Source organism: Marinobacter sp. (assembly GCF_033722195.1).
GTDB lineage: Bacteria > Pseudomonadota > Gammaproteobacteria > Pseudomonadales > Oleiphilaceae > Marinobacter.
On sequence record NZ_JAWVZL010000052.1, the window covers coordinates 1 to 21,008 of the forward strand.

A 21,008-nucleotide genomic window follows, 5' to 3' on the forward strand; every position below is an offset into this window, starting at 1 on the left:
TTGAACAGCTGGGCGGCAGATACAGGCGGTCAGGCATCTCAGCAGTACAGTGGCCTGAAAACTGAAACTGTAACCGGTACAGTTCTTCACCAGGCCTGATGGTGCTACCGAAGGACCTCGAACACCGCCAGGGTGGCGCCGTCCGGACCCTGGAGAAACAGCTGACGGCCCCGGATCGACAGATCCCGGGTGTCCCGCATGGCGGCGACAAAGGCGGCTTCCGCGGCGGCATGGGAACAGGCCATCCGGGTGGCGCCCATGGTCAGGAAACGGACCTGACCATTGTTCTGGCCATAGACCCCTTTCAATACATTGCAGCCGGTGTGGCCGCGGACCTGGCCGTCATCCTGGAAGATGAGATGGGGGTTGTTGCCGGTGCCGGAGGCGGGCATCGCCGTGCCTTTGACGCTGGCCAGCTGCCAGTAGGTATTGGTCAGGCTCACCGGCTGCGCCGGCAGCTCCCTGGAGGGTGCCGAACCACAGGCAGCGAGGGCAAGCGTGAAGCAGATCATGACCAGTGACGGCAAATTGCGGTGAGCTGTATTCATGGTGTATCTCCCCGGGCACCGGCCCACTATACCGCCTTCCGGCGCCTGCTTTAATGCCCCATCGCAACTACAACTTTAGTCCTAGGAATTGCAATAACTTGTGTCGCGACCGGCGACAATCAATAACTTACCTCCATTGCCCATTTCGGCATCTTGCCAGCGCCGGGGAGCTGCTTTAGCGTTAGCATTCCAAAGTAATCAGCCCAAGCCCGGTATGGACGCCACGCCTGACACTGTCGCTCGCCTCGCACAACCACACCGGAAGGCGGTTCTGGTAGCGCTGCTGTGGATTACCATTAGCGCCGGCCTGCTGTTTGCCGTTCTGAACCTGCTGTACGGTTCAAGGGCACTGGCGGTGGTTGAGCTGGTCATGGTGGCGTACTCGGGCCTGATCCTGATAGCCATACGCAGGACCGCGCACCTGGAGCGTTGGATTCTCGCCTTTATACTTTCCTTCTTCGCCGCCATGATGTTTGCCCTGACCACGCCAAGATCAACACCCTCGGTGTTCGCCTGGATTCTGCTGGTGCCCATTCTGTCCCACCTGCTGCTCGGCCGGCGACTGGGCTTCGCCGTGGCACTGTTCTTCATTGCCGTGGCCGGCGTCATTTTCTTCGTCAAGCATGGCGATGATCCGGAACTGATGCACGTGCTGCCGATCGCCAACCTGACCATCGTATCCCTGTCCATCCTGGCGTTCTCCCATGTCTATGAAGTCTCCCGGGAGCGCTCCGAGATTCGGCTTTTGCGGCTGGCCCAGACCGACTTCCTGACCGGGCTGGCCAATCGCTCCCGTTTCAAGGATATTTTCGACCGGGAAAGACAGCGATCCCTGAGGGAGCAGAAGCCGCTCTCCCTGCTGGTAATCGATCTGGATTATTTCAAGGAAGTGAATGATCGCTTCGGCCATGAGGCCGGGGACGCCGCTCTGGTTTACGTGGCGCATCTGCTCAACCGACGTCTGCGGGCCACGGATCTGGCCTGTCGCCTGGGTGGCGAGGAATTCGGTGTTATCCTGGTGGACACACCGGGCGAGCTGGCCATCGATGTGGCGGAGGACCTGCGCCGCACCCTGGAGCATTCCCCCTTCCCCAACGACGGCCAGCCCATCAACCTCACCATGAGTGTCGGCGTGGCCCAGTTCGGCATTGACGGCAGCAGCCTGCGGTCGCTGCTGGCCGCCGCCGATGCCCGCCTGTACCGGGGCAAAACCGATGGGCGCAACCGGGTGGTGGGTTCGCTGGCAGTCCCTGCCGGGGCGCGCCGCCGCACCACGGTTCTGGAAGAGGTCACCGGCCTCTAGAGCCGGGAACTCAGATACCGGCCTCCGCCCTCTTGAGGGTAACGCCCGCTATCCGCCATGTTCCGTCCTGCCAGGACATTCGGTAGTAGGCATCCCAGTAGTGGCCGTCCGGCCCCCGCAGGAACACCGGCTGGATGAGAAATCCGGGGTGGGGTATCGGCTCCAGAAACTCCAACGACTCGGCGCCGTAAATGGCCGGGTACTCCGAACGCACCATGCCCACGAACACCTCGGGTGAACCAAATCGCTGCTGGACGGCGTCGCTGGCCAGGCCCCAGGCCCGCTCGGCGTCGTCCGACGCAAACGCCTCCACCTGGGCCAGGATCACCCCGATGATGGCCTGGCGCTCACTGTTTGGTGTGTCCACATCGGCCCGAACAGAAGTTGCGATCAGGCCGAGCAACAGTGCTATTGTAGGTATTCCGATTGATCTCATGATGGCCTCCGGCTTTTAGTATCTACGCCCCGTTGAGCTGCCCGGATGCGCCATCTCATAACAGGACAGGGTCCGACACGTTTTCATGATCCGATTGCTGTTGATCATCTTTATCCTCTCACTGGCAGCTACCGTCAGCCGGGCCGAGCCCGTGCAAAATGTCGGTTTCTATTACGGCAGCGCCGCTCCCATCGGCACCCTGATGGTCTACGACTGGCTGGTACTGCAGCAGGACCAGGTAAGCGACAGCCGGCTGGATCTGCTCAACGAAGCCGGCGTAACACCCATCAGCTACATCAGTATCGGCGAAATGGCCCGCAGTCACCGCGACTTCAGCCAACTGCAACCGGAATGGCTGATCGGCAGCAATACCGCCTGGGACAGTCGGGTGCTCGACCTGCGCCAGGAAGCCGTCCGCCGCTTCATTCTGGAACGTCTGGTAAGCCCCGCCATGGCCAGGGGTTTCCGCGGAGTGTTTCTCGACACCATGGACAGCTTCATGCTGACCGAGGCCGGAAAACGGCAGCCGGACGCCTTCGCCAGCGCCCAGCATGAGCTGCTGAGCAGCATCCGGGCGCAGTTCCCCCAGGCCCGGATCCTTCTCAACCGGGGCTTCCACCTGCCCGAAGCCAGTCAGGGTCTGGCGGACGCGCTGGCGTTCGAGTCCTACCGGCAGGGTTACGATGCCGGCCAGAAACGGTTCCGGCCCGTGCCCGAAGCAGACCGGGCCTGGCTTGACCAGCAACTTGCGCGCTGGCGTCAGGCCCACCCCGGCATGCCGCTGATCGCCATCGACTACCTCCCCGATGCGACCGGTGCCGAGACCCTGGCATCGCAACTGCGCGCCGACGGTTTCATCCCCTACGTCACCGACCCGGACCTGGAGCGCCTGGGGCCGACCTGGCCGGCGCGGGTACCGCACCATGTCCTAGTGCTGCACGACCTGGCTCCGGAGCGGATGGACCAGAGCATGGCGCACCGCCAGGGCGGCCGGCTGCTGGAATTCCTGGGCTACGTTCCGCATTACCACTCCACCCGGGACCCCCTGCCGGACGAGCCCACCGACGACCGCTACGCCGGCATCCTGGCCTGGTGGGAAACCGGTCAACGCAGCCCCGGCGTGTGCCGGTGGCTGGCACAGCAGCAGGCTGCGGGGGTCCCGGTGATGATGATGGGTCAGCCTTCCGGTGACCCCGCCTGCCAGACCGTGATGGCGGGCAGCGGCATGGCGACGCCTACATTCCCGGTGACCATCGCCGCTGACCACAAATCCGTCGGTGCCTTCGAGGGCAAGCGTCTGCCGCGGGTGGCCAACACGGCCTTGCCGGTGGGCGGCCAGAACACACCCTGGCTGACGGTCACCGGCGCCGAGGGTCGCCGCCACTATGCTGTCTACACTCACGACGGCGGGGGCGTTGCGCTTACCCCCTATCTGTTCGAACCCGGGCCGGACGACACGCTGTTCTGGCTGTTCGACCCCCTGGCCTTTCTTGCCGAGGCTCTGGGCAACCGGAATTTGCCGGCCCTGGACACCACCTCCAGCAGTGGCCGCCGGATCCTGACCGCCCACATCGACGGCGACGCCCTCATTTCCCGGGCGGAACTGCCCGGCGCCCCGCTCGCCGGCAAGGTCATCATGGAGGAGATACTCCGGGCCTTTCCGGTTCCCCATACCGTGTCGGTGATCGAGGCCGAAGTCTCACCCCGGGGCCTCCACCCCGAGACCAGTACCGGAGCCGAGGCGCTGGCCCGCTCGCTGTTTGCCCTGGACCATGTGGAAGTGGCCTCCCACACCTACAGCCATCCGTTTTTCTGGCAACCCCTGGAGGGCGGAACCGCGCCGCCTCAAGAGGCTACGCTGTACGGCTATGGCCTGAACATACCTGGCTACCGGCCGAAACTGGAGCGTGAGATCCTCGGCTCCATCAGCTACATCAACGGCCGCCTCACACCACCGGGCAAGCCGGTCTCGGTTTTCCTCTGGAGCGGTGATGCCCGGCCCGGCGTCGAGGCCCTGCGCCTCGTCCGTGAGGCCGGCATCATCAACGTCAACGGTGGCGACACCCATCCCCTGCCCTATGAATCCGAGCTGGCCGGCGTCTGGCCGGATGCCCGTCCGGTGGGCGATGAGCTTCAGGTCTACGCCCCGGTAATGAATGAAAACGTCTACACCGGGCTCTGGACCGGCCCGTTCTACGGCTACCGCAACGTCATCGACACGTTCAAACTGCTGGAAGCCAAGGGCCGCCTGAAACCGCTGTCCATCTACTACCATTTCTACTCGGGCACCAAAGCGGAGTCCCTGCAGGCACTCAGGGAGGTCTACCAGTACGCCACCCGCCAGCCAGTGACGCCCCTGTACCTCAGCGACTACGCTGCCCGGGTCCAGCTGCGCTACCGCTCGACCCTGACACGGGACGAGAGCGGCGGTTACCGCTGGCACGGGGCTGGCTACCCTCACAGTGTGCGCATCGCACCCCAGCAATACCCGGACCTGGACGCCAGCACCGGCGTGGCCGGTTTTCATGACGCCGCCGGCAACCGTTACGTCCACCTGACCGGTCCGGAGCCAAGACTGGTTCTGGCCGACAGTGCGTCGGCCGGCCCTTATCTCCGCGACGCCAACGCCACCCTCACCGGCTGGCAGCGTCAACGCCAAGATGACAGGTGGCGCCTCACCCTCGGATTCAAGGGCCATGTCCCGCTGGAGTTTCACCTGGGCGGAACGACCGGCTGCCGCAGCAGCGCCGCCATCCAGGCCCGGCACCGGGACGGCGGCGTGACCGTGATGCTCCCCCAGAAGCGCGTGACGGGCCTGACCCTGGAGTGCAATTGATCCATGGCCCGGCGGCGCGAATCCTTCTTCAGTCTGCCCGCCCTGGTGCTGATCGCAGCGCTGGTCGCCGTGGTGCTGTACCTGCTGTTCCCGCGCCAGGCGGTGTTCGAGGACATGAGCTATCTCGATAACCCGGACGGCCTGTCCATTGCCTACCTTGAGGTGCTGCTACGGTCCGATTCCGACAACACCGCCCTGCGCATCAACCTGGCCCACATGCTGGTTCAAAGCGGTCAGCTGGATCGCGCCGCCGAGGTCCTGCGACCGCTGGTCAACCAGGAGCGGGTACCCTCCCTGGCCATGGAGAAATGGCTGTCGTTGCATGCCAAGCGCGTGTATGCAGAACCTCCGGGACTCGGGCGTGAGGCCCTTCGACAGCGTCTGTTCGAGCGTGCACAGCAGGTCCTTTCCCAGCCCTATGGCTTCGAGCGCAAGCAGCAGTTGATCAGGCCCAGCCACCAGTGGCTGCTGCCGGAGCAGCGGCTGGCACTGCTGGAGGGCTTGCTGGCCCTGGCGCCCGAGCCCTGGCAGCAAATCAACCTGGCCCGTCAGATCGCCCACCTGCAGGAGAGCCAGGGCAACCCAGGTGCCGCCGCCGATACCCTGCGGCAACACCTGGCGCTGGTGCAACCGGGCCGGCGAGCGGAATACATCGACAACCTGATCCGGCTGGAGCTGGCCGGCGGCAATCCCCGCCAGGCCCTGGAGCTGTTCCGGCGTTATCGCAGCGAACCGCCCATGGACATCGCCGCTCTGGAGCAGGGCGTCCGTCTGGCCACTCTCGCCGGTGCCCGCCAACAGCGGCAGCGCTGGTTGCAGCAGCTGGCCAGGCAGCGGCCGGACGATCTCGAGCTGCAGCGGGAATTGCTGGCACTGCAACTGGGCGAGGGCGAGGTGTCGGCGGCCCTGGCGACCCTCAGGCGTATGCAGCGCCAGGAGGATCAACTGACCCTGGCGGATCGCCGCCGGCTGGCCCAGGTGCTGGAATGGAACGACCGGCCGGAGGAGGCGCTGGAGGCTTGGCGCTCCCTGTACCGGCAGACCGGAGAGACCGAGGCCCTCGACCGGGCCATGGCCCTGGCCGAGGGCCTGTTCCGGTGGCCGACGCTGCTGGACCTGCTCAGCCGCGGCGCCCGGCGCAATCAGCTGGGACCAGACGATTTCAGGCTCTGGGCCGATGCCCTGGTGCGGGAAGGCCGACTGGATGACGCCCGGCAGCGGCTGGAGCAGGGCATGGCGCGCTTTCCGACGAACAACGAACTGACGGACCGGCGCCTGGCTCTGCTCATCAACACCCGGGATTTTGAGGAGGCGATCCGGATGCTGGAGCAGCAGCCCGAGCTTAGCGCCAGCCAGAGAATCGAGCTGGCCCGTCTCTACTGGCGCACACGCCAGCCGGAGAAAGCCCTGCCCCTGCTGGAGTTCAGTCCCGACGACCCCGTCCTCGCGGACATCGTCGAGGCCCTGCGGCTGGACCTGGCAACGCTTCTGGGCCGCACCGACCTGCTGCATCAGGATTACCGGCGCCTGATATCGCGCCCGGAAGCCGAAGACCGGCAACTGGACCCCCAGCTACTGGAGCGGCTGCTCAACCTGGCGGTGCTGTTCGAGGACTACCCGGCCGCCATCGACCTGGCCGAACGCCGTTTCCAACAGACCGGCGAGGCCCGGTACCTGGCGGCGCTGGCGGAGTACCATCTGGCGCTGGAGGATTGGCGGGCGCTGGAGCGCACCCTGGAGCGTTGGCGCCAGTATTCGCCGGTGGCCACCGAGCGTTCCCGCTACTGGGCACTGCTGGCGCTGCTGCATCAACGCCACGGCCGTATCGCTGACGCCAACCAGGCCTACCAGCGCGCCCACGCCCTGGCACCGGACGACCAGGCGCTGCTGATCAACTGGGCCTGGCTGCAGCTCTCGGACCCACAGCAGTTCAGATCGACCCTGCCTTACCTGCTGGCTCGTCTGGAAGCCGATGCCACCCCCACCGCCTACCCGGTTCTGGCCTTTGGCCACAGCGCGCTGGGTGAGCCCTGGAGGGCCCGGCACTGGTTCCAGCTGGGTCTGGCCGAGCGCCCGGACGACGTGTCCTGGCTGGTGGCCACCGCCCGTGTGATGGAGCAGACCGGCTCTCCCGGACTGGCCACGGATCTGCGCCAGCAGGCGGCGGAGCGCCTGGGCCGGGACCAGTTTCCGATAACGGATCAGCTGGCGGTGTACCAGGCTGAGGGCATGACGCGACAGGCCTGGCAGCTGCTGGCGGACAACGGCACCGCAACGGCGGAGGCAGCCGCCAATCGGCTGCGGGCCGTGGCGGCTTTCAGCCTCCAGCAGGACGAACCATTGGTCGCTGAGGCACTGGTATACCAGGTCGTTCCCGCCGACGCCGACCTGCGCCGCCAGCTACAGGCCTCGCTGGCGCCCGAGCCGGAGAGCCGGGTCGAGCAGGTGGCGCGCCTGAACCGCCAGCTCGACCGCCTCGGTGCAGCAGCAAGTCCCGATGAACGCCGGGCCCTGTTGCGGGACACCCTGCTCCTGGCCCGCAGTTTCAATCGGGCGGTGCAGGTGGGCTCGGAATGGCAGGACCTGGGCAGCTTCGGCGTCGCGCGGCAGGGCGTGGCGGCGGAATACAGCCTGGAGACGTATCGCTGGGCGGTGGATCTGGATGAGGTCAGCCACCGGGGCAAGGGCAGCCTGCGTCGCAGTCCCGGCAGCGGTTTGGAGGCCAGGGTGGTGCTGGACCGCCCGGCACCGGAGCGGAACTGGTCCCTGGCCCTCGCCCGCCTGCACCGGGAAGGCGATGCCGATCTTTCGGCCAGTATCACTGCGGCCCTGCAGCCCTGGGATCGGGTCGGCCTCAACGCCAGCCTGCATTACCGGGAGCGCACCCCGGACAGTGCCGAGGCCTGGTGGCTGACCAGTCGCAACCGGGTGAGCCTGGGCGCCAGCTACGCGCCATTTTCCCGCCTGAGCACAAGCGTCCGGCTTGACCAGATGTCAGTGGATACAGTGACCGGGGAGAACCTGGGAGATGGCTCAGGGGTTGACCTGCAGACAACCTACACCCTGTTCCGCGAGGATCCGGCCTGGACCCTCAGTGCGGGCTATCGCCGCCAGCGGCTGGATGTGGCTGACCGTCTGCCGCCCGCCACCAGTCAGGCGCTCGCGCAACCCCTAGCGCCGGAAACCCTGCTGGCGGAGGATTATGAGCGCATCGGCCTGAACACACGCTGGTTCCACGGCGAGCCTCATGCCCTGTATCGCACCGCGCCCTCGCCCCGAGCTTTTTTCGGTCTGGGCGCCGGTTATGTATTATCCACTGCAACGCCGGATTTTGGCCTGGAACTGGGCCTTGGGTGGCGTGTGGTGGGTGACGATGAACTGGCCCTGTCCGGGCGCTGGTCTTCCGAAGGTCTCGACGGCAATGGCCGCACCGATATCAACCTGACATACACGATTCACCTGGGTCGTTAAGGAGCATTCATGATGATCATCCATCGCAGCCTCTGGCTCTTGCTGCTGGCACTGGCCGGCTGTTCGGTCATTCAGAGCCAGCAGGGCACACCCATCCCGGAGGATGCCTCCATGGGCGTACTGCCCCTGGTCAACCTCTCCCAGACGCCACAAGCCGGCGATCAGGCCGCCAGCGTGCTGGCCGCCATACTGCGGGCCAAGGGCAGTGACAAGGTCACCCTCTACCTGCCGGACGACCGCAATCCACTGCTGTACGAAAGTTCCGAGCGCCAGCAGGAGGCCCGCGAAGCGGCCCGGGGCGACGAAGTCGCCTATCTGGTCACCGGCACCGTGGAGGAGTGGCGATACAAGAGCGGCCTGGATGGCGAACCGGCGGTGGGGGTCACCCTGGAAATCCGCTCCACCAGTGACAATCGCATCGTCTGGTCCGGCACCGCCGCCCGCACCGGCTGGGGCCGGGAGAGTCTGAGCGTCGCCGCACACAAGGTTATCGATGAGCTGACCGGGCAGATGCCTCTGGTGAGCGGAGAGTAATTCATGACTCATGGGCGTGGCTGACCATGGCGGTACCTGAGCAAACACAAGAACAATCGCCGGACCAGACCCTGCCGGTGTCACGATCGGCCCGTTGGCTGGAAATGCTGCTGGTCACCGGTCTCTGTTTCGGGCTGGGAGCCTGGAACCGGCCGGAAGATCCGTTCTATCTCGCTGCCAGTTTTCCGTGGCCCGTCATCGCCCCCCTGCTGGTGGGCTTGCGCTATGGCTTCTTCATGGCCCTGGTGTCGGCGCTTCTGATCCTTGCCGGGCTGGGCGCGTATCTCCGCCTGCAGGGCACGGTGGGAGACTTCCCTTATGTCTGGACCATCGGACTGCTAGCCGTCAGCCTGCTGGCAGGGGAGTTCAGGGACTTCTGGGACCGCCAGCGGGAGAAACTCCAGGCCAGCAACACATACTATAACCAGCGGCTGGAGGAGTTCACCCGCAACTACTATTTGCTGAAGGTCTCCCACGACCGCCTGGAGCAGCAGCTGGCCGGCAGCTCCAACAGTTTGCGGGAGGCTCTGCGACGCCTGTACGGCGATTTGGCGAAAGCCGAAGGCAGGGACCTGGACCGGAACCGGGCCCAGGCAATGCTCCAGGTCCTGGTACGTTACGGACAGCTCCAGGTCGCCGGCCTCCACGCGGTCAAGCAGGGTCGCGTGGAGCCTGAGCCGCTGGCCACGGTCGGGCGCTACCAGACTGTATCCCCCAGTGATCCCTTGCTGTTGCATGCCTTCGAGGAGCGCACCATGGTCTCGATACAGAGTGAGTACCGACAACGCCATGAAACCCTCAACACCGACCTGCTGGCAGCCATCCCTCTGATCGACTCGGAGGGAAGGCTCATGGCTTTCTGCCTGGTGGAAGCCATGCCTTTTTTCAGCTTTGAATCCCGCTCACTGCGTTTTCTGGCGATCCTGGCCGGCCACATGGCGGATATGATCAGTGAACAGGCGCAGACGCCAGCGCATGAAACGGCACAGTGGCGGACCCTGCGCCGGCATATCGCCCGCGTCGGCGTCGATGCAAGCGAACACGGCCTGCCGGGTGCGGTACTGGCCATACGAGTGCCAGAGGCCTCATCTGCGCGGACGCTGTCGGATCAGATCCGCAGAATCCGCCGGGGCCTGGACATCATTGCCGAACACCATGGCGAATACGGCTGCCTGCTGGTGGTGCTCATGCCACTGACCGATGAACTCGGGGCCCAGGGCTACCTGCAAAGACTCGAGGATCAGTTGCGCCAGCAGTTGGGAATGTCGCTCAGGGACTTGCAGGCCGAGGTGCGCAATCTGCAAATCGATCACCCGGGGCAGGCGCTGGCCTGGCTCGACGAGATGCAGGCCCTGACCGGAGTGCCGGAGGCAGGGGTGCCATCATGACCAGCAACTGGCTCATACTGATGGCCGTCGCCCTGGAGTCGGGGGGCATTGCCGGCCTGTTTTCACCCCTGGCGCCCGATATGCAACTAACTGCGTATCTAACCGCCCACGCCATGGCCTGCGCCTGTCTCAGCCTGGTCATTCTGCCATTGCTACCCGGGCGCTACCGCGGCCAGCCGCTGATGGCCGGGCTGTTCCTGTTCTCGGTCCAGTTTGCCATTCCCTTTCTCGGCAGCCTGGGGGTGTTGGTGGGTATCCTGCTCGCGCTTTACCTGCCCCGGTCGCAACGGGAAATCCCCTGGCAGGAAATCGATATTCCGGAATTACCCTTCCGCCCCCTGGACCTCAACCAGCAGGTCATCTACAGCCAGGGCGGTTTGCGACAGGTGCTGCGGGAAGCCGGCGATGCCGACAAACGTCTGCAGGCCCTCATGGCCACCCGCCAGATGCCCGACCGGGACGCTGTGGACATACTGCGGGAAGCCCTCAAGGACCCCGCCGATGATGTCCGCCTGCTGGCCTATTCGATGCTCGAGCAGAAGGAAAAAACCCTGACCCAGCGTGCCAGCCTGGTCCAGCAGGCGCTGGAGCAGGGCTCTGACAAGGAGACCCTGAGCCTGCGTCGCCGCCTCGCTCAGGTATGGTGGGAAATGGCCTACCTGGGCTTGGCCCAGGGTGGCCTCAGAACCTATTACCTCAACAACGCGGCGACGGCCCTGACCGACATCATCCGCCAGCGCCCCCACCATGGTGACTGGCGACTGCTGGGCCGGGTCGAGCTGGCCCGGGACAACCTGGAAGCCGCCGAACAGGCCTTCCAGCAGGCCCAGGCGAACGGTTCTCCACCGGAGGTCATTCTGCCCTACCTCGCTGAGCTGGCTTTCCTTCGCCGCGATTTTGACCGGGTCCGTGAATGTCTGGCTGCCTGTCCAAGGGACCGGCTTCATCCGGCTAATCGTCCCTTGCTGGAGGCCTGGCTATGACGGCGGACAAGCGCCCGCTGAAAGCCGATATTGCGCTCCTGCTGGAGGGCACCTACCCCTACATCCGGGGCGGTGTGTCATCCTGGGTGCACCAGATAATCACCGGGCTGCCGGAATACACGTTTGCGCTGATCTTCCTTGGCGGCGACAGGAACCACTACGGGGAGCAGCAGTACACCCTGCCCCCGAACGTCACCCATCTGGAATGTCACTACCTGATGGATACCCAGGTGGACGCCAGACCCCGGCCGCGAAAGGGCAATGCGGGCGCATTCGAGGACCAGCGCCGTCTGCACGAGCAGTTCAAGACCGGGGTGCCGGTGGCTCCTGAGGTCCTGCACCGGGTGTTCTCCGATCTGGGCGCCAAAGGCGGTATCAGCAGGGAGGACTTTCTCTACAGCGAGCAAAGCTGGGAGATGATCGACGACAGCTACCGGCGCTACTGCACCGAGCCCTCCTTCGTGGACTACTTCTGGTCGGTGCGGATCATGCACGCGCCCCTCTTCCAGTTGGCCGAAGTGGCCCGCAACCTGCCCAGGGTGCGTATGCTGCACACCATCTCCACCGGCTATGCCGGCCTGCTTGGCGCCATCGCCAGCGACCAGCGGGGTTTACCCTTTGCCATCAGCGAGCACGGCATCTACACTAAGGAGCGCAAGATCGACCTGTCCCAGGCGCAATGGATCCACGACGCCACCGACCAGGTCAGCGGCACGCTGAACGACCAGGTGGGTTACATCAGGCGTCTCTGGATCCGGTTCTTCGAAGCCCTGGGCCGGCTCGCCTACCAGAAAGCGGATCCCATCGTGGCGCTCTACCAGGGCAACCAGCAACGCCAGCACCAGGATGGCGCCGACCCCGCCCGCACCCGAATCATCCCCAACGGCATTGACCCCCACCGATTCGATGCCGCCCGTCAGGCTCGCCCCGAGACCATACCACCGGTTCTGGGACTGGTGGGCCGGGTTGTCCCGATCAAGGACATCAAGACCTTCATCCGGGCGATGCGCACTGTCTGTGATGAGCTGCCGGAGGCCGAAGGCTGGATTGTCGGCCCGGAAGACGAGGACCCCACCTATGTGCAGGAGTGTCGTGACCTGATCGCGGGCCTGGGGCTCACCGGCAAAGTGAAACTTCTGGGCTTTCAGAACGTGAACGATATTCTGCCCAAGCTCGGCCTGATGGTACTGACCTCGATTTCAGAGGCGCTGCCGCTGGTGATCCTGGAAGCCCACGCCGCCGGCCTGCCCTGCCTGGCCACCGACGTGGGCGCCTGCCGGGAGCTGCTGGAGGGGGCCGGCGAGGAAGACCAGGCCCTGGGCGCCAGCGGTGCGGTGGTCCCTATTGCCGACCCGGAAGCCACGGCCAGGGAAGCGGTGCGGCTGCTGACCGATCCGGTGCGCTGGCGCCAGGCCCAACAGGCTGGCCTGGCGAGGGTCCGGCGTTTTTATACCCTGGCCAGCATGTTTGATGCCTATCGTGGCATCTACGATCAGGGGCTGGCCGGGTCGGACGGGGAGGCTCGCTGATGGCAGGTATCGGTTTTGAGATCCGCCGCATCCTGCGGCGGGACAGCTTCCTGAACCTGATCGAGGCCTATGGCCTGGCGGGCATTATCAGCTCCGGGCCCTGGGTGCTGTCGGTGTTGGGCGTCATGCTGATCGGTATCATCAGCTTCACCCTGCGGGTGGCCTCCACCGACGTGGTGCAGTTCCTGGTATCGGTAACCTACCTGATGGCCGTGTCCCTGACCCTCTCCGGGCTGTTCCAGCATGTCTTCACCCGCTGGGTGGCCGACCGGCTCTACGCCAAACGCAATGACCTGATCCTGCCCAACCTGATGGGGGTGATCTGGGTCACCACGCTGCTGTCCCTCGGGCTGGGGCTGTTGGCCATGGTGCTGTTTTTCAGCGGCACCTCGGTGCTCTACCGGCTGCTGATGCTGGCCAATTTCGTAGTGCTGTGCAATCTCTGGCCGGTCACCATTTTTCTGTCCAGCATGAAGTCCTACCGCCGCATCGTGGTGGTGTTCGTGCTGGGCTACGCCACCGCCGTGGTCAGTGCCATGACGCTGGCCCGGTATGGACTGGAGGGTCTGCTGGGCGGCCTGCTGCTCGGTCACAGCCTGCTGTTTTTCAGCTTCTTCTACACCATTATCCGCCAGTACCCCGGCAACAGCCTGATCCGCTTCGATTTTGCCCGCCGCAAACAGATCTTCCCGGCGCTGATCTTCACCGGCCTGCTGTTCAACGCTGCAGTCTGGGCGGACAAATTCATCTTCTGGTTCCACCCGGACACCTCCCAGCCCATCATCGCCAGCCTGCGGGCCTCGGTGATCTACGACCTGCCGATCTTCCTCGCCTACCTGTCCATCATCCCGGGCATGGCGGTGTTCCTGGTGCGGATGGAGACCGATTTTGCCGAGGCCTACGAGCGTTTCTACGACGCCGTCCGGGAGGGCGACACCCTGGACCGCATCAACGGTTTCCGGGACCGCATGGTGATCGTCGCCCGCAACGGCATCTACGAGATCTTCAAGGTCCAGGGCCTGACGGTGATCCTGCTGTTTCTCTGGAGCGAGGAGATTCTGCGCGCCATCGGGATTTCCCCGCTATACCTGCCACTGTTCCACATCGACCTGGTGTCGGTGAGCATCCAGTTGCTGCTGCTGGCGATCCAGAACGTGCTCTTTTACCTGGACGCCCGCGGCATCAATCTGACCCTGTGTACACTGTTCTTCAGCAGCAACATCCTCTTCACCCTGATCACCATCGAGCTGGGGGCGTCTTTCTACGGTTACGGCTTTGCCGGTGCTACCTTGGTGTCGGCATTGACCGGGCTCTGGCTGCTGTCCCGCAAATTCGACAAGCTGGAGTACCAGACCTTCATGCTGCAGGGCCGCTGACGCCCGGCCACCGGTAGCAATCTTGATCCGGGTCAAAAAACCATCAGCTCAATGATCGTACAGTGAGGGCATGGCAAAGCGTCTGGAGGAGACACCACCATGTTCGTTGACACTGTTGTTCTGGCCGGTATCGGCACCGTTGCCCTGATGTTCGTATTCTTCGCTGGCGTTGGCTATTTCGTCTACCGGGATTCCCACAAGGGTGATCACAAGCGCGGCCACTGAATTCCCCTTGGCCCGGCCCTGACCGCACGCGGGGCCGGGCTGTTTTTACCGATGTCGCAGCCGCGGCTTGCAGCGGCGGGACTCAGGCGCTGCCCCGCTCGGACCAGCGCCCCCGCTGGATCAGCTGCCCCCCCAGGGTCCGGCCCTGGTAGAGGTAGACCCAGGCCTCGCCGAAACGGGTGGGGTAACGGCGCCGGTCGTAAAGACCCTGCTCGGGCCGGTTGTGATCCACGTCTTCCAGCCTGTCCACCAGCGCCAGCTGGTCCCCATCCAGCTCGAACACCTCAACCTCGATGCCGAACGAACGCCCCGGCACCGCACCTGGGTAGGGCCCGAAATCGTAGAGGCGGATGTCCCGCAGGACATCCCGCCCCAGATAGCGCGCCCCGCGAATCAGATGATGGTTGCTGCCACCGCGTTTGAGGGTGCCGTAAACGGCGACCCGATAGCTCGACGAATCTCTGCTCATAGGCTTCGGACTCCGTAAAAACAGTCACCAGCAACCCTACCACAGCCGCAGCACGAGCTGGATTCCGGTTCAGTTCGATGGCCCTGATATGGCAAGCTGGAATGGCAACCGGAGGAGGCGACAAGACCATGGGCAAGGTTGAACAGCGAGAAGCGGAAATTGCACTGGCGCAGGAGCGGGAGCGCATTCGCCCGGATGACCTGGGCGCGGTACTGGCCACCCGCAACCAGGTGGAACGCAAGGCCATGCGCAAGGGCCGGCTGCGGCGGTTCCTGGGCGATATCCGTACCATGTTCGATATGCTGCGGGACTACTGGAACGGCAGCTACCGGGCGGTGCCCTGGTACAGCATCGCCGCTATCGCCGGGGCTCTTCTATACATATTCAATCCCCTGGACATGGTGCCAGACCTGATACTGACTTTCGGCCTGGTTGACGACGCCGCCGTCACCGCCGCCTGCCTGCGCATGGTGAGTGGTGACCTGGACGCCTATCGGCGCTGGCGGGCGGGCAGAAAGGCCACTGAGACAAAGCCTGCGCCCTAGCGTAGATACCACCAGGGATGGACACGCTATGACTGACGACGCCAATGACGAAGTCCGGGCCTGGCGCCAGCGCCTGGCCGAGACACTACCCGACGGGCTCACCAAGGCCAGACACTTCCACCGCCGCAGCACCCGTCTGGTGGCCATCGACAGCCGCCAGATACCGGGCCAGGGCCCGGCGGTGGTGACGTTTTTAAGCGAGGATGGCCGCGAGCATTGGCTGGATGTGTCCGCCAGTGTGGCACTGGCGCAACAACGGGCCATGGCCCTGGGCTGGACGGTGATCTACCAGGGCCGGGACCCCACCGAGGTCGAGCGCTACCTTAACCAGCACATTCCCAGACCACCCCAGGACCCGGATTTTCCGACCGAAGTCCTGCGCGCCATCAAGCTCCGGGACAAGCCGGTGCTGGTGCGGGAGAGCCACGAAGCGGGCGAGCGCCAGGTGGTCGTGACCACCCAGTGCGACTACTGGCTCAAGACCTTCGACCATTACGACGAGGCCTATGCCTTTATTCGTGATCACGCTCTGAAAATTGAACAGTGATTGAGCAGCTGGGGCCACTAGGTAGTTTCTGCGGTGTATTGATCCCGGACATGGAACTATACTGACGGCCGTTTTTTTGCGTTGACATTTGTCGAGGTTGTCGTGGATTTTGCCACTCTGATCGGGCTGGTCGGTGCCCTGCTGCTGATCACCTCAGCGGTCGTGCTGGGGGTCTCACCCGGGGTCTTTCTCAATGCGCCGTCGCTGCTGATTGTGGTGGGCGGCACACTGCTGGTGGTGCTGGCCAAGTTCAGCTTTCGTCAGTTTCTCGGCGCCTTCAAGGTTGCCGTCCGCGCCTTCAAATTCAAATTGCCGGACACCGAGGACAGCATCAACGAGCTGGTGGAGATCGCTCAGGTTGCCCGCAAGGAAGGCGTCCTGGGTCTGGAATCCCGCGAGGTGAGTTCACCCTTCCTGAAACAGGGTATCCAGATGCTGGTGGACGGCCAGACCGCCAACACCATCCAGGAGCTGCTGTCCAAGGAACGCCTGATGACCCTGGACCACAACCGGTCCGGCGCCAAGGTGTTCACCGCCATGGCCGACGTGGCGCCGGCCATGGGTATGATCGGTACGCTGATCGGACTGGTGCAGATGCTGTCCAATATGGAAGACCCCAAATCCATCGGCCCGGCCATGGCGGTGGCGCTGCTCACCACTCTCTATGGGGCCATGATCGCCACCATGATCGCCACCCCCATCGCCGACAAGCTGTCATTGCGGATGACCGAGGAAGCCCGCATGCAGTCACTCTGGACCGATGCCCTGGTAGCCATGCAGGAGGGCAAGAACCCTCGCGTTATCGAACAGCTGCTGAGCAGCTACCTGCCTCCTGAAAAACGGGAAAAGAATGGGGAAGCCGAGCAGGCTGTTGGCTAGATGGATCAGCTCCCGGAAGAGGAAAAACCCGGCATACCGGCGTGGGTGGTCACCTTCGCTGACCTGATGTCGTTGTTGATGTGCTTTTTCGTGCTGCTGCTGTCCTTCTCGGAGATCGATGCCCAGAAGTTCAAGCAGATTGCCGGAGAACTCTCGAAAGCCTTTGGTGTACAGAGGGAGGTCCCGGCGCTGGAAATCCCCATGGGCACCAGTCCCGTGTTCGACAAGTTCTCTCCCGGCAAACCCGAGCCCACCCTGCTGGACCAGGTCCGCCAGACCACCGCCGAAACCGACCCGCAACTGGATACTCTCAGGGGCCAGGTTGAAAGCGAGATTGACCAGGCCATGGAAAAGGAAATGCAGGAGAACCTTGATGCCATAGCCATGGTGCTGGCGGAGGCCATTCAGGACGGTCGCATCCAGCTTGAGCAGCGCGACCGGCGTATTGTCATCCGGGTCGAGGAGCGTGGTTCCTTCCCCTCCGGCTCGGCGCAGGTGACCTACGAGTTCGAGGGTTTGTTGCTGCGTATGGCGGAGGTGTTCGAGAACCTGCCAGGCAAGCTCACCATTGAAGGCCACACGGACAACCTGCCGATCCGCAGCGACCGTTTCCAGAGCAACTGGGATCTGTCGGCCGTGCGGGCGGCGTCGGTGGCCAATGTGCTGCTGGCCAACCCGGACCTGGAAGCCGACCGGTTGGCAGTCAAAGGCCTGGCCGCTACCGAACCACGGGCCAGCAACGATACGCCTGAAGGCCGGGCACTCAACCGGCGGGTGGAGATCATCCTCGATCTCAGCGGCCCGATGGCGGAGCAGGAAGCCAGACTCAGGGATCTGATCTTGTCAGAAGAGGCCAACATGAGGCCCGAAATCATCGCCGCACCCCCGGTTCCCGGCAACACCGAGGCGCCTGAGGAGCCCGAGGAGCCGGGCGAGACGGGCGATCTGGCCTGGTAAGCCTGCACGAACCCGCCCCATTCCCATCCTCAAATCCCGCGTTTCTTTAGGGAACCTTTCAAACTAAACGGTCGTTTGACCCCTTGATTGTTTCACCGTGTAAACAAAAACAACCAAGGAAGCACTGCTCATGCGAACGCTCCGATTCCCGCTGCTGGCCGTTGCCGTAGCCAGCGTTGGACTGACCGGCTGCCTGGAAAGCGGCGGTCAGGGCAACAAGAACGCCGACACCAACTACCAGATCACCAGCCCCCAGATCAAAAAAGGCACCTCACCGGTGTTCTCACCGCTGGATACCGCCTTTCCGATCCCCAGTGACCCGCTGTTCTTTCTGAGCACGGTGGACGACGGCACCATGCTGGACGGCTCCGACCCGGCCAACCCGGTCACCACCGGCCTGGGCTTCATGGATGGCAATTCGGTTCTGGCCCCGATCGATATCAAGATCAGTGCCAGCATCGACCCCAACCAGCCGCTGGATGCCCGCAGCTTCATTCGTGAAGGCGGCGAGCCTGACGGTGCCATCATTCCCAATCCGGACCAGAATATTTTCTTCTTCCCGCTGGCGTTTCCCGGTGGGGACAGCCTCAAGCAGGTGCAAGGCGAAGTCGCTGGCGTGCCTCTGGTCAACCAGTACCAGCGCGCCCAGCGTCTTTTGGAGGAAGACCCGAACAGCGCCGAGGCCCAGGCCATTCTGACGGAGCTGATTGAGCAGCAGCGTGATTTCCGCATCGAGCTGATCGACATCGACGGCGGCGTCAATAACGCCATCCGCATCCTGCCCATCAAGCCCCTGGCGCCGAAGACCAAATACGCGGTGGTGCTGAGCAACGACATCGTCGATGCCCAGGGCGAACCGCTGGTTGGCGCCGTTACCTACCAGAGCGTGGCCGACCCAGCGCGGGTTCTCTCCAACCCGGCGTTCCAGCCTTTCCGGGACGCCATGCTCCCGCCACGCCAGCTGGCCGCCGACGTGCAGAGCTTCAAGGAGGAAGTGCTGGCGCGCAATGACCTCGCCGGTTTCGAGGACATAGTCTTCTCCGTCACCGTCACCACCACCGCCATCGACGACGTACTGCTGGCCAATGCGGCACCGGTGACCTTCTTTGGCACCGACCTGCGGGTTCAGGCCCGCCAGGCCGCAGTGGAGCGTCTGATCGAAGGCTTCTACAATCTCAGCAACCAGCCCCTGACGGATACCACCGACCAGGAGGCCCAGGCCATCAACGACGAGATCTTCCGTCTGCTGACGGACCCCAGCTTCCGGCTCTACGATCCGGAACTGGCGGAGATCCTCACCATGGCTCGGGACAGCCGCACCCGCCTGACCTACGCCGATGTGGCCAGAAACGGTGATGGCAGCGTCAACCGCCCGTTGGGCTTCGTGCTGCAGACCGCGGCCAGCGAAGCGGCCCTGACCGTTCGCAGTGGCAGCCTGGACACCCAGGCCGGTGAACTGGCGTCCGCTGCCGAGTCACTGCTGGATACGCCCAAGCCCCGTGATGTACGGATCTATCGTCAGCGGGACGCCAACGAGATCAATCCGGCGCTGCAGGCCAGTGTCAGCGGGGTCACGGTGACGCCGCGGGTGTTCGAGGGCGAGATCACCCTGCCCTATTACCAGAACCTGCCGGACTTCGAGGCCATGAACGGCCGTCCCATCCAGACCTCCAACTGGCTCACCGAGAATTTCGGGCCCAATGTGGAGCTGCCGCTGGCCCCTTCGGACCGGATCACCTACCGCTTCCCCTTCGCCATGAAGAAAGCGGACACCAAGGTCCCGCTTCTGATCACGGTACCTGACGACAATGCCGCTTCTCCGGGCCAGCCGGCGGATGGCTACCCTGTGATCATCTACCAGCATGCGGTCACCCAGGACCGGTCAGGCACCCTGCCCTTCGCCACGGGCACCTCCCTGACCTGTATCGACCCGAACAACAACTTCGACTGTTACGTCACCATCGCCGTCGATCAGCCCCTGCATGGTATTTTCGGCACCAGCGCGGTCGGTCTGGAAGAGATCCAGCCCAGTGATGATCCGGGCACCGCCTCTCCGGACGCCACCGAGCGCCACTTCGGCTTTGCCGCCGATGAGAACCTGCTGGCACAGCCGGCCGAGGTGCTGGAGGTGGCCGAGTCCGGCAGCCTGTTCCTGAACTTCGCCAACTACGCCAATACCCGGGACAACATGCGCCAGGGCACCCTGGACCTGCTCAATCTGAACGCATCGCTGGCGGCCATTAACCAGGCATTTGCCGACTTTGGCTCCGGAGTGCGCATCAACCCCAACCGGGTCTACTTCATGAACCACTCCCTCAGTGGCATGGGTGGCGTGCCCTTCACCTATGTGAACAACCAGGCCCTGGACGCCGGCAACAGCAACCTGAACCGGGTGCTCGCCTCCAACTTCCTGAACACCGGCGGTCAGTTCACCCGGCTGTTCGAAAACTCGGTGGGCCTGGCACCCCAGTTGCTGCCGGGTCTGGCTGCGGCCTCTCCCCTGCTGCAACAGGGCCGCACCGAACTGAACATCTATTTCAATGTGTTCCAGGCCCTGCTGGACACCGCGGACCCAAGTACCTTCGCGCAGTTCTACCGGGAAACGCCGACCCTGCTGACCGAAATCGTCGGCACCGACGGCAACCCGGACCTGAAGCCGGACCAGACCATTCCCAACGCGGCGGATGCGGAGCTGTATGAGCTGGGCGCACTTGAGCTGACCGTTCCGGAAACCGGCTTCGTGATCGACAGCGAGCCGGCGCCGCTGGCGGGCACCGAGCCCCTGGCCACGGAAATGGGCGCGCTCGCCACTGCGGACAGCGGCGAACAGAGCGTCTTGCCGGCCATCACGCGATATACCGAAGGCACCCATGGCAACCCGATCTCCGCCGGCCAGCAGGGCCCGGATCCGGGAAGTTCATCGGCGGTGTTCACCGAGATGGTTTCCCAGGCCCTGCAGCTATTCACCTCAGGCACCGTCAA

At 64.1% G+C, this 21,008-nt stretch carries 17 protein-coding genes; 14 read left to right on the top strand and 3 right to left on the bottom strand.

The window, feature by feature from the left end; all coding sequences use genetic code 11:
* Positions 1-104: 104 nt before the first annotated feature.
* Complete coding sequence (locus R3280_RS10500; protein ID WP_318998559.1) at positions 105-548, bottom strand: META domain-containing protein; 444 nt, start codon at positions 546-548, stop codon at positions 105-107.
* A gap of 214 nt (positions 549-762) precedes the next feature.
* Here R3280_RS10500 and R3280_RS10505 point away from each other — a divergent pair, with 214 nt between their 5' ends.
* A complete protein-coding gene (locus tag R3280_RS10505) occupies positions 763-1,851 on the top strand; it encodes a GGDEF domain-containing protein (protein ID WP_318998560.1) in 1,089 nt (362 codons plus the stop codon).
* 10 nt (positions 1,852-1,861) lie between these two features.
* Here the strand turns inward: R3280_RS10505 and R3280_RS10510 are convergent, their stop codons facing one another.
* Positions 1,862-2,287: a DUF4864 domain-containing protein gene (locus R3280_RS10510; protein WP_318998561.1), complete on the bottom strand. Its 426-nt coding sequence runs from the start codon at positions 2,285-2,287 to the stop codon at positions 1,862-1,864.
* Positions 2,288-2,372: 85 nt separating this feature from the next.
* Between R3280_RS10510 and R3280_RS10515 the strand changes: the two genes are divergently transcribed.
* From R3280_RS10515 to ccoM, 8 genes are all read left to right on the top strand, one after another.
* The gene (locus tag R3280_RS10515) at positions 2,373-5,123 is read left to right on the top strand and encodes an endo alpha-1,4 polygalactosaminidase (protein ID WP_318998562.1); all 2,751 of its coding nucleotides are present in this window, start codon (positions 2,373-2,375) and stop codon (positions 5,121-5,123) included.
* Between the two features lie 3 nt (positions 5,124-5,126).
* Positions 5,127-8,594 carry a tetratricopeptide repeat protein gene (locus tag R3280_RS10520; protein ID WP_318998563.1) on the top strand — a complete coding sequence of 1,156 codons (3,468 nt, stop codon included), beginning with the start codon at positions 5,127-5,129 and terminating at the stop codon, positions 8,592-8,594.
* A 9-nt stretch (positions 8,595-8,603) separates the two neighbouring features.
* Positions 8,604-9,128: a hypothetical protein gene (locus R3280_RS10525; protein ID WP_318998564.1), complete on the top strand. Its 525-nt coding sequence runs from the start codon at positions 8,604-8,606 to the stop codon at positions 9,126-9,128.
* Between the two features lie 26 nt (positions 9,129-9,154).
* Positions 9,155-10,516 carry a PelD GGDEF domain-containing protein gene (locus tag R3280_RS10530; protein ID WP_318998565.1) on the top strand — a complete coding sequence of 454 codons (1,362 nt, stop codon included), beginning with the start codon at positions 9,155-9,157 and terminating at the stop codon, positions 10,514-10,516.
* A complete protein-coding gene (locus R3280_RS10535; RefSeq protein ID WP_318998566.1) occupies positions 10,513-11,499 on the top strand; it encodes a HEAT repeat domain-containing protein in 987 nt (328 codons plus the stop codon). Before R3280_RS10530 ends, R3280_RS10535 begins: the two co-directional genes overlap by 4 nt.
* On the top strand, positions 11,496-13,028 hold the full coding sequence (pelF, locus tag R3280_RS10540; protein ID WP_318998567.1) for a GT4 family glycosyltransferase PelF: 1,533 nt from the start codon (positions 11,496-11,498) through the stop codon (positions 13,026-13,028). The genes R3280_RS10535 and pelF overlap by 4 nt, the downstream gene beginning before the upstream one ends.
* Positions 13,028-14,404: an exopolysaccharide Pel transporter PelG gene (gene pelG, locus R3280_RS10545; protein ID WP_318998568.1), complete on the top strand. Its 1,377-nt coding sequence runs from the start codon at positions 13,028-13,030 to the stop codon at positions 14,402-14,404. The genes pelF and pelG overlap by 1 nt, the downstream gene beginning before the upstream one ends.
* Before the next feature lie 99 nt (positions 14,405-14,503).
* The gene (gene ccoM / locus R3280_RS10550; RefSeq protein ID WP_318998569.1) at positions 14,504-14,629 is read left to right on the top strand and encodes a cytochrome c oxidase subunit CcoM; all 126 of its coding nucleotides are present in this window, start codon (positions 14,504-14,506) and stop codon (positions 14,627-14,629) included.
* Positions 14,630-14,711: 82 nt separating this feature from the next.
* On the opposite strand, the gene R3280_RS10555 is transcribed toward ccoM, so the two are convergent.
* A complete protein-coding gene (locus R3280_RS10555) occupies positions 14,712-15,098 on the bottom strand; it encodes a gamma-glutamylcyclotransferase family protein (RefSeq protein ID WP_318998570.1) in 387 nt (128 codons plus the stop codon).
* A gap of 128 nt (positions 15,099-15,226) precedes the next feature.
* On the opposite strand from R3280_RS10555, the gene R3280_RS10560 reads away from it, so the two are divergent.
* The 5 genes from R3280_RS10560 to R3280_RS10580 form a co-directional block, all read left to right on the top strand.
* On the top strand, positions 15,227-15,643 hold the full coding sequence (locus tag R3280_RS10560) for a YkvA family protein (protein ID WP_318998571.1): 417 nt from the start codon (positions 15,227-15,229) through the stop codon (positions 15,641-15,643).
* Positions 15,644-15,671: 28 nt separating this feature from the next.
* Positions 15,672-16,190: a hypothetical protein gene (locus tag R3280_RS10565; protein ID WP_318998572.1), complete on the top strand. Its 519-nt coding sequence runs from the start codon at positions 15,672-15,674 to the stop codon at positions 16,188-16,190.
* A 102-nt stretch (positions 16,191-16,292) separates the two neighbouring features.
* Positions 16,293-17,069, top strand: coding sequence for a flagellar motor protein PomA (gene pomA, locus R3280_RS10570; protein ID WP_318998573.1), 777 nt, complete (start codon positions 16,293-16,295; stop codon positions 17,067-17,069).
* On the top strand, positions 17,070-18,026 hold the full coding sequence (locus R3280_RS10575) for a flagellar motor protein MotB (RefSeq protein ID WP_318998574.1): 957 nt from the start codon (positions 17,070-17,072) through the stop codon (positions 18,024-18,026).
* 130 nt (positions 18,027-18,156) lie between these two features.
* Positions 18,157-21,008: hypothetical protein (locus R3280_RS10580; protein WP_318998575.1), on the top strand; the 2,852-nt coding region annotated here is incomplete at its 3' end.

Coding starts and splice junctions, on each gene's coding strand:
- R3280_RS10510 (WP_318998561.1), bottom strand. CDS start 2,287: ATGAGATCAATCGGAATACCTACAATAGCACTGTTGCTCGGCCTGATC.
- R3280_RS10565 (WP_318998572.1), top strand. CDS start 15,672: ATGACTGACGACGCCAATGACGAAGTCCGGGCCTGGCGCCAGCGCCTG.
- R3280_RS10500 (WP_318998559.1), bottom strand. CDS start 548: ATGAATACAGCTCACCGCAATTTGCCGTCACTGGTCATGATCTGCTTC.
- R3280_RS10535 (WP_318998566.1), top strand. CDS start 10,513: ATGACCAGCAACTGGCTCATACTGATGGCCGTCGCCCTGGAGTCGGGG.
- pelF (WP_318998567.1), top strand. CDS start 11,496: ATGACGGCGGACAAGCGCCCGCTGAAAGCCGATATTGCGCTCCTGCTG.
- pelG (WP_318998568.1), top strand. CDS start 13,028: ATGGCAGGTATCGGTTTTGAGATCCGCCGCATCCTGCGGCGGGACAGC.
- R3280_RS10575 (WP_318998574.1), top strand. CDS start 17,070: ATGGATCAGCTCCCGGAAGAGGAAAAACCCGGCATACCGGCGTGGGTG.
- R3280_RS10525 (WP_318998564.1), top strand. CDS start 8,604: ATGATGATCATCCATCGCAGCCTCTGGCTCTTGCTGCTGGCACTGGCC.
- R3280_RS10520 (WP_318998563.1), top strand. CDS start 5,127: ATGGCCCGGCGGCGCGAATCCTTCTTCAGTCTGCCCGCCCTGGTGCTG.
- R3280_RS10515 (WP_318998562.1), top strand. CDS start 2,373: ATGATCCGATTGCTGTTGATCATCTTTATCCTCTCACTGGCAGCTACC.
- R3280_RS10560 (WP_318998571.1), top strand. CDS start 15,227: ATGGGCAAGGTTGAACAGCGAGAAGCGGAAATTGCACTGGCGCAGGAG.
- R3280_RS10530 (WP_318998565.1), top strand. CDS start 9,155: ATGGCGGTACCTGAGCAAACACAAGAACAATCGCCGGACCAGACCCTG.
- ccoM (WP_318998569.1), top strand. CDS start 14,504: ATGTTCGTTGACACTGTTGTTCTGGCCGGTATCGGCACCGTTGCCCTG.
- R3280_RS10505 (WP_318998560.1), top strand. CDS start 763: ATGGACGCCACGCCTGACACTGTCGCTCGCCTCGCACAACCACACCGG.
- R3280_RS10555 (WP_318998570.1), bottom strand. CDS start 15,098: ATGAGCAGAGATTCGTCGAGCTATCGGGTCGCCGTTTACGGCACCCTC.